Source organism: Anabaena catenula FACHB-362, from assembly GCF_014698735.1.
GTDB classification, from domain to species: domain Bacteria; phylum Cyanobacteriota; class Cyanobacteriia; order Cyanobacteriales; family Nostocaceae; genus Anabaena; species Anabaena variabilis_A.
On sequence record NZ_JACJTQ010000012.1, the window covers coordinates 1 to 18,794 of the forward strand.

Sequence of the window (18,794 nt, forward strand, 5' to 3'; positions counted from 1 at the left end):
GTGAGGATTGCTCTGAATATATTCAAATATACTGCCCATAACGTCTTACCAAAAAATACACTTTTATATTCTTATACCATAATTTAATTCTTTTTCGGAGATGTCTATTTTAATAAAGAAGTAGCAAAAATTCTAGAAATCCGTGAACATCAAATTACAACTTCTTTAAAGTTATGGGGTAAAACGCCTAAGCAAATTTATTATCAACAATGTCTAGAAAAGGCAAAATATTTGTTGATAACTACATCTGAAAGCATAGCAATAATTACAGGTTTATGTGGGTTCAATGATGCGGTTTCTTTCTCAAAAGCATTCAAAACTCAAGTAGGGCTAAGTCCCAACAAATTTAGGCAAAAATATGGCTCCAAAAAAATCTATATTGATTTACAGGCGTGATTGAGGTGTTGCTGTTGGGGACTTGCAATTTAATAATGTACCAATTTGTAGTATTGGTGTAGGGGTCTAGCACTGCTAAAAAAATTGGATAATTTATTTTTTGGTACTCCCTAACGCACATTCCGCAGTTGCATAGAGGAAAAAATAATTATGCCCAAAAGCCATTTTTTGCAAGGTTTTTCGCTATATTAGCTCAAATGAACTAATATCCCTCTATTAGGAATTTATCTCATTTATTGAGAATATTTATTGAGAAAAGTTTGTACAATCCTCAATCCTTCCTGATAATTATTTATTCTGAAGTGGATTTAATCTGCGGAATGTGGGACATAACCGAAAAAGTCGAAAAAATACAAGTACGAAGTCGGAAAAGTACTTGTGCATTTTCTTAGTATTCGGCTATGTTGTTTAACAAGTTAATTTTAGACATAGAATTGCTGCGTGGGGAGTAAGAAATACATACTCTGTATGTGGAAGTTCAGGTTTGAACATCTCCAGGACAGAATGTAGATATGTTGCATCCAGCATCTTTACAAGAGTTCCACATAATGCATATTTAATTTTCACTCCCACGTCTATTGCTATAATTCGTCTCTTTCTCAGACGAATCGCATGATTTTTGACTAGCTTTGACTTTTAAAACATCCTCTAAAAGCGAAATACTAGGAGTTTACTAATGCTTATTAATCAAGATTTGAATAATCAGGATCATATGAATCCTCTTTCTGGATTGGGTAATCATAATTTGGGAAATCCTATTCAACCCGATTGGATAGGATTCGGTTCACAAAAACTTTTTACCTTAGCAGATGAAAGACTAATCAGCAGACGGGAAAACTATACTGATTCAATTCCAGTATTGACTTACACTCCTGAGAGTGTTTTCCGAACTGTTAATATAGTTAATCAGGCAATTGATACTTTTCCTAATCTCACGGAACAATGGAAAAGACAACTAGGAACTTCTAATAATGATTATACCTATGATGTAGCTAATGACCAGAATGGTAATATCTATTTAACTGGTTCTACTGAAGGAAATTTAGGCGGTACTAATGTTGGTGGTTATGATGCTTGGGTCGCTAAATATAATAGTAGTGGTACTTTGCAATGGAAAAAGCAACTAGGTACTGTGAATAACGATGAAGCTTATAACATAGCTATTGATAGTAATAGTAATGTTTATTTAACAGGTTATACCACAGGAAATTTAAGTGGTACTAATGTTGGTGAATATGATGCTTGGGTCGCTAAATATGATACTAGCGGCACATTACAATGGAAACAACAAATAGGTACTCCTAGTTATGACAGTTCTATGGGTATAGCTATTGATAGTAATAGCAATTTTTATTTAACAGGTTATACCTATGGAAATTTAGGAGGAACTAATGCTGGTAGTTATGATGCTTGGGTCGCTAAATATAATAGTAGCGGTACTTTACAGTGGAAACAACAATTAGGTACTAGTGGGGATGATTCCACTTATGGTATAGCAGTTGATGTTAATAGCAATATTTATCTAACAGGTTATACCCAAGGAAATTTAGGAGGGACTAATGCTGGTGATTATGATGCTTGGGTAGCTAAATATAACAATAGCGGTACTTTACAGTGGAAACAACAATTAGGTAGTGATAGTTTTGATGCAGCTTATGATTTGGATTTAGATAGTAGTGGGAATATTTATTTAACGGGGGAAACTTACGGAAATTTAGGAGGAACTAATGCAGGTATTGATGATGCTTGGATAGCTAAATATAGCAATAGCGGCACATTACAGTGGAAAGAACAATTAGGTACTCCTAGTTATGATTATAGCAATGATATAGCAATTGATAATAGTGGTTATATCTATATAACAGGTAGTACAAATGGAAATTTAGGTGATACTAGTTTTGGTAATTATGATGGATGGATTGCTAGGTATGATAGCAGTGGAACACTTTTAGGTAAAGAACAAATCGGTACTGCTGATTCTGATGGCTCATCTGCAATCACAATTGATGCTAATAATAATATCTACTTAACAGGTGTTACTTATGGTGATTTTGGTGGTACTAATGCTGGGGTCTGGGATGCTTGGTTACTAAAATATCAAAATGCAAGTATTTTACCTACTATTACCATTAATGCTACAGATGCGAATGCAGCAGAAACTAATACTGGAATTACAGCGAATCCTGGTAAGTTTACAATTACTCGCACAGGTAGTACAGCTTCAGCATTAACAGTTAATTACACAGTAGCTGGTACTGCTACCAAGGGAACAGATTATAACAACTTAACGGGTAGCGTAGTTTTTGCTGCGGGTGCAAGTACTGCCTTCATTAATATTAATCCCATTAACGATGCTTTAGTTGAAACCAATGAAACTGTCATCCTAAATTTATCTGCAAATAATGCTTATACTTTAGGAACAAATAAAGCAGCAACGGTGATAATTGCTGATAATGACAATCTAACTAAACCAACAATTACCATTAATGCTACAGATGCGAATGCAGCAGAAACTAATACTGGAATTACAGCGAATCCTGGTAAATTCACAATTACTCGCACAGGTAGTACAACTTCCGCATTAACAGTTAATTACACAGTAGCTGGTACTGCTACCAAAGGAACAGATTATAACAACTTAACGGGTAATGTAGTTTTTGCTGCGGGTGCATCAACGGCAGTTATTAACATCAATCCCATTAATGATAGTTTCGTTGAAACCAATGAAACTGTCATCCTCACTTTAGCAGCCAATAATGCTTATACTTTGGGAACAAATAAAGCTGCAACGGTGATAATTGCTGACAATGACAATCCCACTAAACCAACAATTACCATTAATGCCACAGATGCGAATGCAGCAGAAACTAATACTGGAATTACAGCGAATCCTGGTAAATTCACAATTACTCGCACAGGTAGTACAACTTCCGCATTAACAGTTAATTACACAGTAGCTGGTACTGCTACCAAAGGAACAGATTATAACAACTTAACGGGTAATGTAGTTTTTGCTGCGGGTGCATCAACGGCAGTTATTAACATCAATCCTATTAATGATAGTTTAGTTGAAACCAATGAAACTGTCATCCTCACTTTAGCAGCCAATAATGCTTATACTTTGGGAACAAATAAAGCTGCAACGGTGATAATTGCTGACAATGACAATCCCACTAAACCAACAATTACCATTAATGCCACAGATGCGAATGCAGCAGAAACTAATACTGGAATTACAGCTAATCCTGGGAAGTTTACAATTACTCGCACTGGTAGTACAACTTCAGCATTAACAGTTAATTATACAGTGGCTGGTACTGCTACAAAAGGAACAGATTATAACAATTTAACAGGTAGCGTGGTTTTTGCTGCGGGTGCATCAACGGCAGCGATTAATATTAATCCCATTAATGATAGTTTCGTTGAAACCAATGAAACTGTTATCCTGACTTTAGCAACTAATAATGCTTATACTCTAGGAACAAGTAAAGCCGCAACGGTGACAATTGCTGATAATGACACAGTTTCTGACTATACTTTTATTTATGGAGATAACAATAATAACTTTCTTAATCTAAGTATTGCTCCATATGACAAATATCACATCTACGGATTTGGTGGAGATGATAAAATATGGGGATCATACCAGAACGACATCATTGAAGGAGGAGATGGTAATGACATATTAGGAGGATATCGCGGTAATGACATCATTGAGGGAGGGAGTGGCAACGATACGATTGTTGGGTATCGTTATTCTGATTTAGATGGATCTGGTGATGGCGAAATTGACACATTAACGGGAGGAACTGGTGCAGATTTATATATACTCACATACCGTGCTATAGGTGGACTATATGTACCTTACAGAACGGGCGTAAATGATGACAACAAGGACTATGCTCTAATTACTGATTTTACAATTGCTGAGGGCGATTTAATTCAACTACGGCAACCTAGTAATGGCATTGTATCAAGCTATGCTTACGAGATTACCGCTTCTCCAGCAGGGCTACCAACTGGCACCGCAATTTATGCCGGTCGTTCTGGTGATCTAGGGTTGATAGCGATTGTTCAAGGTGACGCATTACCATACGGCTTATACACGGCAAACAATTCTAATAATAGCCCTGCACCTGCTGGAATTACCTATACACAAACACCGTATTCTGATTTTTAATGTTTCTTCAGCTTTATTCAAAGGGTGTAGGTGAAGAAATTCTCGCAACCCACACCCTATTTTTGCATTGAAAACCTTGTTCAAGCGGTTTTCCGTAGCCCGGAAGCTACCTCTGGTGGTTGGGGTGGTCCAAGGATAGGTGGCTGGAATGCAACAGACCCCCTTACAAAAGTGGGAATGTTGACCATAAATGCTCAAGTAAGCTGGACTGATTCATACTTGTATTCAGCTATTTCCCATGAATTAGGTCATGTTCTGGGACTGTTAGGGTTAAATTCACAAAGTAGTGAACTAATTGATGATAGCAGTCCAACAACAGCAGTTTTTAGAGGTGAGTACGCGAGGGTTGCTAATGGTGGTTCTTATATTCCACTTCAATCTCAAGATGGACCGAATCCTATAACAAATGAGTATGATTATTTCCATCCTGCTGGTAATGTAAATTCGATCATGTCTTATGGTAACTTAGCTACTGCACCTACTAATATTGATTTTGCAATGTTAGCAGATAGTGGCTATCGAGTTTACGGTGTTAATGCTTGATTTCAGTCTTCGGAAAACATTAAATTCTCATACCATTTCTTGATGAAGATGCGCTTTATTTCTGACGGTAGAGAGGTTAAATATAATAACCTCTCTACTTCCCGATCTTCAACAATTCTCTGATAGCTTATTGACAAAAGACTTTTGAATTAGTGGCTGAAGAGTAAACATAAATTCGCCGTGTTCAAGATTTTTCTCAATGAGCGATCGCATGACTAAAGACTCCAGAACTGTTATTATTTGGGACTTAGATATATTTTTTTGCTCTAAATATACACATAACTGAGCAAATTTTACAGGTTCTTTTATATTAGCTAAACAGTAAAGTAGTTGGATTTCTAAATCAGATAATCGCAAGAATTGTTTATCTAAAATTTCAGCAATTTGACCAATAAATATAGTATTCTCTGCCAAAAAATCACTGACCTTACCATTAAATAATTCTAAAATCATAGTCGCCACTATTTTTAATGCTAAAGGATTACCGCGATATAAGTTGATTAACTTTTCCCAATCTTCTTCTTCAGTTAATGCTCTGTTGCGGAGTATTTGTTTAGCTTGCTGAATTGCTAAACCTTGAAGAGGCAATAAGCGTACAGGACTATGATTGCCTACTAAAAAAATAACTTCTCTAGGAATTTCGATACTTGTTAATAATAAACAACTTTGATGTTGAGATGTACTAATTTGTTTGAATAAATTGCTATATGATTCATAACCCTGAAGATATTTACCTGCTAAACTATCTTTAGCGAAGATATTTTCTACAGCATCAAAAATAATTAAATAGCGATCAGATCGCAACTTATCCAGCAGATTGTCAATAGACGGAACTAAATTTTGTTGAGGTGAAAGCAAATCAATAATTTCTGTCAAAATACTTTCTAATGTTGGGGCATTTTTCAACGAAAGCCAGATAATATTTGCAAATTTCGTCTCTTGATTACTCGCCAAATTTTTCAAAAGATTTGCAGTTAATGTGGTTTTACCCATTCCTCCCATTCCCAAAATTGCCACCAAGCGACATTTATCTTGTAAAACCCACTTTTGTAAAGTTGCCAATTCCTCACCACGTCCAAATATTTCTAAATCGGACATATTTTGCCAATTTTGGGCAAAACTACTATTAGCTGATCCTTTTTTATGAACAAATTCCCTGGGAGTTTCTAACTTTGTTGACAACTTCTCCCGTTCTAAATTATACAACACTACCCGTAAATTCTTTTTTCCTACAGTCACTCCTAAAACCTTAGAGATTTTTTTCCACAATTCTGGTGCAATATTAGTCTTAACGTAAGCAGAAGAATAGCCAGCGATTTTCATATCTTTATATTCTCTACCTTCCCAGCTTTGACGAATAATCTCTTGTTCAAGAGGAGTCAAGGGCATATCGTACTTAGTAGTAAATAGGTTACATACCAAGCTTAATGCTTCTTCACTATTCATAGCTAAACTTTTACCCTGTGCTGAAATCTGTTATTTATATTAATTTTATACACATATATGTATTAATGCCTGAACTTTCTGTATTTACTCATAAATATGTTTGTGATTATGATGGGTTGGACACGTAAGTGTACACGGGCAAAAACACAATCAATAGGAATTACACACACAATATCCAACAATATTACTGTTTGAAACACCTACTCTGAGCCAGAGTACGTAACTCCTTTTAGATCAAATGTACATAAATTAAAAATCTGTATCCAGAGTCTGGATCTGACACCAGTACAGAATTATGTAGCATTTATGCTCAATAGAATATAGTGTCACAAAAATAATTTAAGTGAAATTGTGACATTAATGCCTGCTGGCAACAATTCTAAAACCAATACAAATTCATTGCAATTTGACTTCTCAGACAACCATTTACCCAATTATTCAAGTCTATGAATAGAATCATCAAACCATTGCTCGATTTGACCCATGACCAACTCAGCAAATTTGCGAATTTAGAAGACTTTGGGCAGCAGTTCAACACCGTATTTGGTACACAATACGACCGTACAGTTGCCGTAGATCTGCGTTCTCAGTCGCAAGCGAGTGATTTTAGTCAACTTCCTGAAGTGGAGATTCTTGGCAACGCAAATGGGGCTGATGCCAGTAACAGTAATAATAAGATTTATCTCTTAGATAACTTTGTTGCCTCTGGTACCCCGGAAGCAAATATTGTTCCTTCCAGTGGGACCATAAGTAAATCAGGAGATAACCGCATTGATTCCCTTGTTGGCGGATATAGACTATTTTCTAGTGGTAGTGCCAATGTTACCTTTAGTTTTGTTAATAGTACCACGGCCTCCTCTTATGTAGGACAAGGTGAACTTGTTTCTGAGCTAAGTGATACCATTAAAAATGATGTGCGTACCATCCTCAAAAATTTGATGGAACCTTTGTTCGGCGTTACTTTTACTGAAGTCACAGAAACTTCAGGTAACTACGGGCAACTTCGTTATATGTTCTCCAATATGGGAGGAGATGGTAGTTATGCTTATGCTTATGATCCCGCATCAGATAGCACTACTAGCGTAGCCAGTGATGTCCATTTCAGTAATGCCTTCATCGATCCACTCTATAATACCAATAATAACTTTGCATCTGGTCCTGGTAGTCATGGATTTACAACTCTGATTCATGAAACTGCTCATGCTTTAGGCTTAAAGCATCCTGGCAATTACAATGGTACTAGTGGTACTGCGGATGGTCCATACCTTCCTTACAATCAGGACAACTTAGACAACACGGTGATGAGTTACAACCTTCCAGGTAATTCTCCTGCAACCCTGATGCCTTATGACATAGCCGCGTTGAGGTATATCTATGGTTCCAAGAGCTTTAATTCTGGTAGCACGTCCTATAATTTTACGTCTACTTATGCATTCACCACAGATGGTAACTCTCCGACAACTTGGGGAGGAGCAGCAAATCAAAAAATAACCCTTGTTGATGACGGTGGTATCGACACATTAAATTTCTCAGCCTTGCCGTCTAACGCATCAGGCTATCGTTTTGATATGAATCCAGGTGGTGTGTTCACAGCCCAAAATGATTACAATGCTAGTTCATACAACGCCATTAACGATACTAGTGGCGAAACTCTGTATGCTACAACCAAAGGTACTTGGATTGCTCTTGACGCAACGATTGAGAATTTCATTAACTCTTCCAGTGATGATGACATAATTTCCAACTCTGCGGCAAATGTGTTCGGTGGTTACGGTTTTCTAACTACAACAGGTAATGACACCATAGAAGGAGCAAATAATCTAGATACCCTAGACTTATCAGCTTTTACTTCTGCTAGTGTTACCCAAACCCAAAGCGGAAATAACCTATTGCTGGGACTGGGATCTGGACGTTCTGTAACAGTCAAAGATTACTACGTTGTACCTGCTAGTAGCCGTATCAACCTTCAGTTTTCTAGTTTGGGGACGCTATCCATCCTCAAAACCACAGATGGAGCAGAAACAGGACTAGTTGGCAGCGTCTTTACCCTCACTCGCACAGGCGATCTGACAGCAGCTTTAAACGTCAGTTATAGTCTTGGTGGTACAGCCACAGTTGGCTCAGACTATACCGACTCTAGTGCAGGAACAGCCACCTTTGCCGCAGGTTCAGCCACAGCTACCATCACCTTACCAACCATTGATGATGCTGTTGTCGATCCTAACGAAACCATCATCGCCACGATTACTGCTCCCACTGGCTATACTATCAGTGGTTCAACTAGTGCTACTGCCACCATTACTGATAATGATTCTTTGACGACATCCGTCACCCTAGCGGTAGGTCCTAAGAGTGTACTAGAAGATGGAACAACCAACCTGGTTTATACCTTCACCCGTACAGGAGACACTACCAATGCCCTAAGCGTGAACTATATAGTTGGGGGTACAGCTACCTTCAATACCGACTATACCCAAACTGGTGGACAAATTTCCACATCAACTTTCACGACCCCAAGAGGTACCATTACTTTTGCGGCTGGTGCAAATACAGCAAATCTGACTATTAACCCCACAGCAGACACTACCATTGAAAGTAATGAAACTGTGTCTTTAAGACTAGCTAAAGGATTGGGTTATGACATTGGGACCGCAACTGCTGTTGTGGGAACTATCATCAACGATGATTTGAATGATTCTTTGAAGGCATCAGTCACCCTAGCAGTCGGTCCCAGCAGTGTCACTGAAGATGGAACAACCAATCTGGTTTATACCTTCACCCGCACAGGAGATACTACCAATGCCCTAACTGCGAACTATGCAGTTGGGGGTACAGCCATCTTCAACAGCGACTATACCCAAACTGGTGCAACAAGTTTTGCCTCAACAAACGGTAGCATTACTTTTGCTGCTGGTGTAAATACAGCCAATATCATTATTGACCCCACCGCAGACTCCATCATTGAAAGTAATGAAACCGTTGCTGTCAGACTAGTTGCAGGAACTGGTTATAGCATTGGGACGACGACTGCTAAAATTGGAACTATCATTAATGATGATTTTTCATCTGTATTAACGTCATCTAGCGTATTTGGTAGTGATCAATCTCTGTTTCAAAGTGCTGGACTCTTGACCAGTCCTAGGGATTTGAGTTTGGTTGCGTAGTTTGTTGACGGGGAATGGGGAAAAGGAGTTTTTGCATTTTTCCCCAATTACCGATTAGCAATTACCAGTCTCAACTAGATAACTAGCAAAGTAGCAAAAAATAGCTGTAGTCAAAGGGTGTAGGTGAAGAAATTCCTGCATCCTGTTTTTTTTTGCTGACAACCTTGAGAAAACTGTTTTCCGTAGCCCTAAAGCTGCGTTTTGAAGTTATTTATAAATAGATATAGATATCTTTGATAGGAAACTTGGCTTATGAAGGTTAATTTGCAGCCTACTCTTAATGATGCTAATGTAGACGCGCATCAACCAAGCAGTCAACGCCAGTTAGCGATTTCGATTTCCGCAATTGGGGAAACTCTGGATCGGGCTGTACCACTAAATTTATGCTTAATTCTTGATCATAGCGGTTCGATGAAGGGGCGATCGCTGGAAACTGTGAAAAAAGCAGCCTGTTTGTTGGTTGATAGACTCAGTTCTGAAGATCGTCTTAGTATCGTCGTTTTTGACCACCGGGCTGAGATTTTAGTCCCAAATCAGGTGATTTCAGATCGAAACCACATCAAAAAGCAAATTAATCTCCTGACTGCGGATGGTGGGACTGCGATTGATGAAGGCTTGCGTTTAGGGATTGAGGAATTAGCCAAGGGTAAAAAAGAAACTATCTCCCAAGCCTTTTTGTTAACTGATGGGGAAAATGAACATGGTGATAACAATCGCTGTTTGAAATTTGCCCAATTAGCAGCCAGCTATAATTTGACTTTGAACACATTGGGTTTTGGTGACAATTGGAATCAGGATATTTTAGAAAAAATAGCTGATGCTGGACTGGGGAATTTGTCTCATATTGAACAACCAGATCAAGCTATGGATAAGTTCGGTCGCTTGTTCAGCCGGATGCAAACAGTGGGATTGACTAATGCTTATCTGATATTTTCACTGTTACCGAATGTGCGTTTAGCTGAACTCAAACCGATTGCCCAAGTAGCTCCAGACACCATTGAATTACCAGTGCAACCAGACGCTGATGGACGGTTTTTGGTGCGATTGGGAGATTTAATGAAAGATGTAGAACGGGTGATTTTGGCTAATATTTATTTGGGACAGTTGCCAGAAGGTAAACAGGCGATCGCTAATGTGCAAGTCCGCTACGATGACCCCGCCCAAAACCAAACCGGATTATTTTCCCTAAATATGCCAGTTTATGCCGATGTTAACCAGCTTTACCAACCAACTGCCAATCCCCAAGTCCAACAGTCGATTTTGGCTTTAGCCAAGTATCGTCAAACCCAGTTAGCCGAAGCAAAATTACAACAGGGTGATCGGGCTGGGGCAGCGACAATGCTACAAACGGCAGCGAAAACGGCTTTGCAAATGGGAGATAAAGGTGCAGCAACGGTATTGCAAACCAACGCCACGCGCTTACAGGCTGGGGAAGAGTTATCCGAAAGCGATCGCAAAAAAACCAGAATTGTCTCAAAAACCGTGTTGCAGGATGCTCCTCCTAAATGAAAGTTGAATTACTGTCGGCACTAAATGATACTAATGTTGATGCCGCTCAATCGAGTAACCAACGTCAACTAGCAATTTCCATTTCGTCCCTTGCCAATGAGCTTGACCAAAGTTTACCGCTGAATTTATGCCTGATGCTGGATAAAAGTGGTTCCATGCATGGGGAACCCATGAAAACCGTGATTCAGGCAGTAGAACAATTATTAGCTCAACTTAATCCAGGCGATCGCATCTCCATTGTCGCTTTTGCGGGGACTGCTGAGGTAATTATCCCCAACCAAATCGTCAAAGACCCCGAAAGCATCAAATCTCAGTTACACAAAAAACTGAAGGCTGGTGGTGGCACAGTCATTGCTGAAGGGTTATCTCTGGGAATCACAGAATTACTCAAAGGCACAAAAGGCGCTGTTTCCCAAGCCTTTCTACTCACAGATGGGCGTGGTGACAACGGGTTAAAAATCTGGAAATGGCAAATTGGCCCCAATGACCACAAGCGCTGTCTAGAACTTGCCCAAAAAGCCACCAGAGTAAACCTAACAATCAACACCTTCGGCTTTGGTAATGACTGGAATCAGGATTTGCTGGAAAAAATTGCCGATGCTGGTGGTGGTACTCTCGCTTATATTGAGCGTCCAGAACAAGCCGTAGACCAATTTAGCCGCTTGTTTAAGCGCATTCAGTCTGTGGGGTTAACCAATGCCCATCTGTTGATCTCTCTAGTACCGGGTGTGCGACTAGCAGAACTGAAACCCATCGCCCAAGTCGCCCCAGAAACCATTGAGTTACCAGTGGAAATAGAAGCCAATGGTAGCTTTATTGTTCGATTGGGAGATTTAATGAAGGATGTAGAACGGGTAGTTTTGGCGAATATTTATCTGGGACAGTTACCAGAAGGAGAACAAGTAATTGGACATATCCAAGTTCGCTATGATGATCCTGCTGAAAACAAAGAGGGTTTATTTTCCCCCCTGTTACCGATATATGCCCATATCTCCAAGACTTATCAACCGGCTGTGAATCCCCAGGTGTTACAGTCGATTTTAGTATTAGCTAAGTATCGCCAAACTCAAATAGCAGAGGCAAAATTGTCACAGGGCGATCGCGCTGGTGCGGTGACAATGCTGCAAACAGCTGCTAAAACCGCCTTGCAAATCGGTGACACCAATGCAGCCACGGTGTTACAAGTCTCTGCCACTCGCTTGCAAGCTGGTGAAGAACTAACGGAGAGCGATCGCAAAAAAACCAGGATTGCATCAAAGACTATTTTACGGGAATAATTAATTAGGGGTTTAGCAATCTTAAACCCCTACTAAAAAACCTAATAAGTAATACTTAGATACCCGACTTTTCCCATAATTCGGGTATCTATCTCTTAATTAATTAAATATTAACAATTAACAATTAACAAATTTATGAAAATTTCCGGTGTTCATCATGTTGCTATTATTTGTTCTGATTACCAAAAATCTAAACATTTTTATGTGGAAATTTTAGGACTTGACATTATTCACGAGACATTCCGCAGCGAAAGAAATTCTTATAAATTAGATTTAAAAGTAGGAAATACTCAAATTGAGCTTTTTTCCTTTCCCAACCCTCCCCAAAGATTTAGTAATCCAGAAGCCTGTGGTTTAAGACATTTAGCTTTTGTCGTTGAGGATATGGAAAAAAGTGTTAATTACTTAAAATCTCATCATATCGAAGTTGAAAATATCAGAGTTGATGAAATTACAGGTAAAAAATTTACCTTTTTTAAAGATCCTGACAATTTGCCATTAGAAATTTATGAATCAAGTACATTGAATCTCAACATCAGAGAATATAGCTCATCTGACACTGAGATGATCATGAAATTGTTTTATGATACAGTTCATGAAATCAATATTCGTGATTACACCCAAGAACAAGTTAATGCTTGGGCTGTGGAAACGATGGATTATGAATTTTGGCAGAAAAGATTACAAAACAAATCACCATATATTGCTGAAAATAACGGTGAAATCGTTGGATTTGGAGAATTAGACCCTGATGGACATATTGATTGTTTTTATTGTCACAGCCAATACCAAAGAAAGGGGATTGGTTCAAAACTTTTAAAGCACATAGAAAATATGGCTAAATCACAAGAAATTAAGCGACTATATGCAGAGGTTAGCATTACCGCAAAATCATTTTTTCAACATCATGGATTCACCATAGTTAAGGAACAACAAGTAGAACGTCGAGGCGTTTTATTTACAAACTATTTAATGGAAAAATACTTATAATTTACACAGGACTTACGCAACTGGCACAGCGATAGCGAAGCGCTGCTGCAAGCAGTTCGCTAAAAACCACAGCAACAGTTATGCTCACATTGTGGTAAGAAATTATTGCATAAAGATAAGTAGCCATCATGAACTGCGTACACCAGAACACATGAAAAAACTTCTTATTCCCCTCCTCGCAAGCGGTGAACCAGCGCTGTAGGCGGGTTTCCCACCGTAGGCGACTGGTGTATCCCTTACGGGAGCCGGAGGCATCACCCGAAGGGGGAGGGATTAGGGGTGGGGTCTTATTTTCAAGTCAGTTGACAGAATAAATAAAAAATGTATTGTTTAACTATCAAGCAGTATGCAATTATCTGCTCTGTGACAGGCGAGCAAGAACATCCAGATTATGGACAACTGCTATACGTCGTAGGTCAAAGAGATTTTTGCGCGTGGCAAGGTAATGATCGGTATCACCTTGCCACCGACCAATAGCGAAATTATCTAGGGTGTCTTATGGAAATATGGGTAAACTTAGAGTTGGGCGATGGGAATTTTGAGCGCGGATTTGGCAAAACTCAACTAAAAGTGAACATACCAAATGCACAGGGGAACATCACACAGATAGAAGTTCAATTACCCGCAGACAAAGAAATTCCAGGTTTTTATCAACGATGGAAAGAACAATACTACTCCTTACTTAATAATTCCAGAGGTGGGTTTAAAAATAACCAGATAACTCATATATCGAAAACAGATTGTGGCGATCATGCAGAGTCTTTACGCCATCGACTTCATCAGTGGCTTTACCCTATCCAGTCAAAATTAGAGCAAGTATTGCTACCATACCCTAACCCCGAAATTCGTCTAGTTATCCACACAGAAAAAATTAGATCAGAAGCAACCAAAGATATCTTACATCGACTACCTTGGCAAGAATGGAATTTGTTTGCTGGAAATTCTGCCTGTGAAGCAGCTGTTTGTTTTAACACTTCCGATGTTACTCATACAACCTCTGAACAATCATTGACTGTTAGTAAAATTAGAAGAGCAAGAATTATCAGTATTTTCGGAGACAGTACCAATATTGATACTAATATAGATCAAGAATTACTCAAACAATTGCAGAAACGAGCAGCAGAACTTATAGTGCTTACAGAACCAAATCGTTCTGATTTTAATGCCCTGTGGGAAGAAGCTTATGATATCCTATTTTTTGCCGGTCATAGCGAAACTAAAGGTAATGGTCAAACAGGTATAGTTAATATTAATCCCGATGATAGTTTAAGCTTGGCAGAAATTAAAATAACTCTCAATGCAGCAATTAATAAAGGTTTAAAATTAGCAATTTTCAATTCCTGTGATGGACTAGGTTTAGCCAGACAATTAGCAGATTTAAATCTTCCCTACATTATTGTCTGGCGTGAAGTTGTTCCTGATAAATCAGCACAAAAATTTCTCCAGTATTTTTTAAGTTCTTTTTCCCAAGGAGAATCTTTATTTAATTCAGTTAGACAAGCAAGAGATAGACTCAAAGAACTTGCTAATCACAAAGATATTGAAAAGCAGCTACCGGGGGTCAGCTGGTTGCCAATTATTTGTCAAAATACTATATCCCCTCCACCAAATTGGGAAGATTTGGGAGGACTATCAGGTGAACTTCCTGAGTGTCCATATCAAGGTTTATCTGCATTTCATCAAGAAAATGCAGATTTCTTTTTTGGTAGAGAAAAGTTTATTAATAAATTATTGGCAGCAGTAAATAGCAATCCACTAGTACCTATAATTGGTGCATCTGGTAGCGGAAAATCTTCTGTGGTTTTTGCAGGGTTGCTTCCTCGGTTACAAACTGCGGATAATGTAGAAATAGTTAATTTTCGTCCAGGTAAAAATCCGTTTGATGCTTTGGCAATCGCATTAAGTAAATATTGTCATGCTTTGTCACCAAAACCTACAAAAGTATCAGAAAAAAATGCTGTCAGATTAAATGAAATTGAATTTGAAGTCAACTTGCGACATAATGAGAAAGTGTTATCTCATCTTGTCGGAAATATTATTAAGTCTGCCAAATATCATCATTTTGTATTAGTAGCAGATCAATTTGAAGAACTTTACACTCTTACCAACGAAGCCGAATGTCACAGCTTTTTAAAAGCACTGTTGTTTGCAGTCAATCATGCACCTAACTTTACCTTAGTGCTAACCTTGCGAGCCGATTTTTTAGGTATTGCCCTTGATTATCCACCAATGGGGAAGGCTTTGCAACAATACACCCCCTTGTTATTAACTCCAATGGAAAAGGAAGAATTACAAGAGGCAATTGAACAACCAGCTTTAAAAATGAAAGTAGAATTAGAGGAGGGATTAACTAGCAAACTAATTGATGATATGGACAATCATCCCGGTCGTTTACCTTTGATAGAATTTGCACTAACACAGCTTTGGTATAAACAAAAAAATTGGTATTTAACTCACCAAGCTTATCAAGAAATTGGCGGTTTAGAAAAAGCTTTAGCACAACAAGCAGATCAAGTTTTCCAATCCCTATCTACAAATGAGAAACAACAAGCCGAAAGAATATTTATTCAGTTAGTACGTCCAGGAGAAGGAACAGAAGACACCAGACGTATAGCGACTCGCATTGAAATCAGAGAAGAAAATTGGAGTTTAGTAAAACGTTTAGCGGATGAACGCTTATTGGTAACAGGATGGGATGAAATTGAGAAAATAGAAACAGTAGAAATTGTTCATGAAGCATTAATTAGAGAATGGGTAACTTTGCGCGAATGGATAGAAGTTAACCGCGAATTTCGCATTTGGCAAGAAATAATCAAACCAGAAGTCCGTGATTGGGAAAAAAGTAATTACAATCCCGATGCCTTATTGCAAGGAACACGGCTAGATATAGCAAAATATTGGTATCAGCAACGAGGAGAACAATTAACACAATCTGAGCAAAATTTTATTACAGCCAGTACAGCACGGCAACAACAGCAGCAATACCAACAAAAACGTAGACAAAAACTAATTATTTCAGGACTTAGTGGTGGTTTAATATTAACTTTAATACTCGCTGGCGCAGCTTGGTTTCAATCACAAAATGCGCGTTTGAATGAAATTAAAGCTATCAGTTTATCAAGCAAAGCTCTTTTAGCTTCAGGTCAAGATTTTGATGCCTTAATAGAAGGTCTAAAAGCATCTATAAAACTGAAGCAAGTAACCAAAAATTTAATACATAGACCAAAAGAAAAAAAAGAACTTCAAAATCAGATTAATATTGTTTTACAGGAGGCATTATATAAAGTTAGTGAACATAATAGATTAGAAATACATAAAGAAGAAGTAACAGACATTAGTTTTAGTCCTAATAGTAAAATTATTGCTACTGCCAGTAAGGACAAAACTGTGAAGCTTTGGGGTTTGGATGGAAAAGAAATTACAACTCTGCAAGGACATCAAGATTTAGTCAGTAGTGTAAAATTTAGTCCCACAGGCCAGATAATTGCCACAGCTAGTTGGGATGGAAATGTTAAACTTTGGACATGGGAAGGTCAATTAATTATTACCCTAACAGGGAATAAGACAAAAGTTAATAGTGTTATTTTTAGTCCTAATGGAAAGATCATTGCTACGGCTGATGCCAACGGATACATTAAACTATGGACTCAAAAAGGTCAATTAATCAGAACCTTCAAAGGACATGATAAACCTGTTTTGAAGATAAATTTCAGTCCCAATAGTAATACTATTGCCACTGCTAGTCAGGATGGAACAGCTAAATTATGGAGTCTAGAGGGAAAATTACTACAAATTTTAAATGGAAAAAATGGACATAAAGATTGGATTTGGAGTGTTAATTTTAGTCCAGATGGGCAGAAAATAGCTACTGCCAGTCGAGATCATACAGCTAAAATTTGGAGCCTTGATGGTAAGTTAATAAAAACCTTAAAAGCTCATAAAAATTCCGTTACTAATGTGATTTTTATTCCAGAAAGTAAACTTATTGCTACCTCCAGTGCAGATAAAACAGTCAAATTTTGGAATGAATCTGGAGATGAGTCTGGAGAAGAAATTCAAACTTTCCAAGGACATCAAGATTGGATTTGGGGTCTTAGTTTTAGTCCAGATGGAAAAATGATGGCCACTGCTAGTAAAGATGGTACAGCTAAAATTTGGCAATTAAGAGGCAAGAAAAATCAAATCTATCAATCTCATATTGGTGCGATTTATAGTATTAGTTTTAGCCGTTATGGGAAGGAGTATGCTACCGCTAGTCAAGATAAAACTGTGAAAATATGGCAGCGTTCAGGTGAATTAATTAAAACTTTTGAATGGGATAAAAGTAAGTTTAAAAAAAGCACCGATCACTTTTTCACCCATGTAAATTTTAATCCCAATGGACAAATAATTGCTACTGCTACTAGCGATGGAAATGTCATACTTTGGAATCGGCAAGGAAAGGAAATCACAACTTTTCAAGGACATGATAAAAAATGGATTTGGCAAGTAAGTTTTAGCCCAGATAGTAACACTATTGCCACTGCTGGACATGATGGTACTATTGAGATTCGCAACTTGGAAGGCAAATTAATCCAAAGTATTAATGCACATAAAAAATATAAAGATGAAGATGAAGATGGGGAGGGCGTTAATAGCGTCATATTTAGCCCAGATGGAAAAATTATGGCATCTGCTGGTTGGGACAAAACAGTTAAACTTTGGACGATTGAAGGCAAATTAACTAAAATCCTTGAGGGGCATAATGATGGAGTTCATAGTGTCAGTTTTAGGCCAGATAGCCAAATGATTGCGACTGCTAGTGAAGATAAAACAGTCAAACTTTGGACGCGGGAAGGTAAACTGATTAGAACCATTGAGGGGCATAATGCCGGAGTATTTCGTGTGAGATTTAGTCCAGATGGTAGAACAATTGCCACTGCAAGTTTAGATAAAACAGTTAAACTTTGGAGTTTAGAGGGTAAGGAACTGAAAACCTATCAAGGACACGATGATTCCGTTTGGAGTCTAGATTTTAGTCCTGATGGTCAGACTCTTGTATCAGCAGACAATACTGGAAAATTAATTCTGCGGGATTTGAATTTGCAGTCTAATCAGCTACTAGTTAATGCTTGCGATTGGGTGCGCGATTATCTGCAAAATAATATTACAGTAAATGAGAGTGATCGCACTTTATGTACAAGAGTTTTAAACTAAAAATATTCAATAGACATCTCCAGAAAAAGCGTAGGGACAATTCATGAATTGTCCCTACAAAGGGTTTCAGGTAATGCAAATTTAATTGTCAGA

At 38.1% G+C, this 18,794-nt stretch carries 10 protein-coding genes and 1 pseudogene; 10 read left to right on the top strand and 1 reads right to left on the bottom strand.

All coding sequences use genetic code 11. From position 1 onward, the window contains the following. Positions 1–129 precede the first annotated feature (129 nt). The 3 genes from H6G68_RS27885 to H6G68_RS09980 all read left to right on the top strand — a co-directional run bounded on the left by H6G68_RS27885 (position 130) and on the right by H6G68_RS09980 (position 5,119). Positions 130–396, top strand: coding sequence for a helix-turn-helix domain-containing protein (locus H6G68_RS27885; protein ID WP_422595860.1), 267 nt, complete (start codon positions 130–132; stop codon positions 394–396). A gap of 676 nt (positions 397–1,072) precedes the next feature. Then, positions 1,073–4,576 carry an SBBP repeat-containing protein gene (locus H6G68_RS09975; protein WP_190906506.1) on the top strand — a complete coding sequence of 1,168 codons (3,504 nt, stop codon included), beginning with the start codon at positions 1,073–1,075 and terminating at the stop codon, positions 4,574–4,576. A 30-nt stretch (positions 4,577–4,606) separates the two neighbouring features. Beyond that, entirely contained in the window at positions 4,607–5,119 is a 513-nt protein-coding gene (locus H6G68_RS09980; protein ID WP_190906507.1) for a hypothetical protein, read from the top strand. A gap of 108 nt (positions 5,120–5,227) precedes the next feature. Here the strand turns inward: H6G68_RS09980 and H6G68_RS09985 are convergent, their stop codons facing one another. Next, a complete protein-coding gene (locus H6G68_RS09985) occupies positions 5,228–6,565 on the bottom strand; it encodes a helix-turn-helix domain-containing protein (RefSeq protein WP_190906508.1) in 1,338 nt (445 codons plus the stop codon). Positions 6,566–7,011: 446 nt separating this feature from the next. Here H6G68_RS09985 and H6G68_RS26875 point away from each other — a divergent pair, with 446 nt between their 5' ends. The 7 genes and pseudogenes from H6G68_RS26875 to H6G68_RS10020 all read left to right on the top strand — a co-directional run bounded on the left by H6G68_RS26875 (position 7,012) and on the right by H6G68_RS10020 (position 18,701). Then, positions 7,012–9,729: a Calx-beta domain-containing protein gene (locus H6G68_RS26875; RefSeq protein WP_199332561.1), complete on the top strand. Its 2,718-nt coding sequence runs from the start codon at positions 7,012–7,014 to the stop codon at positions 9,727–9,729. A 252-nt stretch (positions 9,730–9,981) separates the two neighbouring features. Beyond that, on the top strand, positions 9,982–11,238 hold the full coding sequence (locus H6G68_RS09995; protein WP_190906509.1) for a vWA domain-containing protein: 1,257 nt from the start codon (positions 9,982–9,984) through the stop codon (positions 11,236–11,238). Then, positions 11,235–12,515, top strand: a complete 1,281-nt coding sequence (locus tag H6G68_RS10000; protein WP_190906510.1) for a vWA domain-containing protein — start codon at positions 11,235–11,237, stop codon at positions 12,513–12,515. Before H6G68_RS09995 ends, H6G68_RS10000 begins: the two co-directional genes overlap by 4 nt. 135 nt (positions 12,516–12,650) lie before the next feature. Next, positions 12,651–13,031: pseudogene (gene gloA2 / locus H6G68_RS10005) on the top strand (SMU1112c/YaeR family gloxylase I-like metalloprotein); the annotation flags it as partial. A 48-nt stretch (positions 13,032–13,079) separates the two neighbouring features. Continuing rightward, positions 13,080–13,505, top strand: a complete 426-nt coding sequence (locus H6G68_RS10010) for a GNAT family N-acetyltransferase (protein ID WP_190906588.1) — start codon at positions 13,080–13,082, stop codon at positions 13,503–13,505. Positions 13,506–13,826: 321 nt separating this feature from the next. Beyond that, positions 13,827–13,982: a hypothetical protein gene (locus H6G68_RS10015; RefSeq protein ID WP_190906511.1), complete on the top strand. Its 156-nt coding sequence runs from the start codon at positions 13,827–13,829 to the stop codon at positions 13,980–13,982. A 21-nt stretch (positions 13,983–14,003) separates the two neighbouring features. Beyond that, the gene (locus H6G68_RS10020; RefSeq protein WP_190906512.1) at positions 14,004–18,701 is read left to right on the top strand and encodes an nSTAND1 domain-containing NTPase; all 4,698 of its coding nucleotides are present in this window, start codon (positions 14,004–14,006) and stop codon (positions 18,699–18,701) included. Positions 18,702–18,794 lie beyond the last annotated feature (93 nt).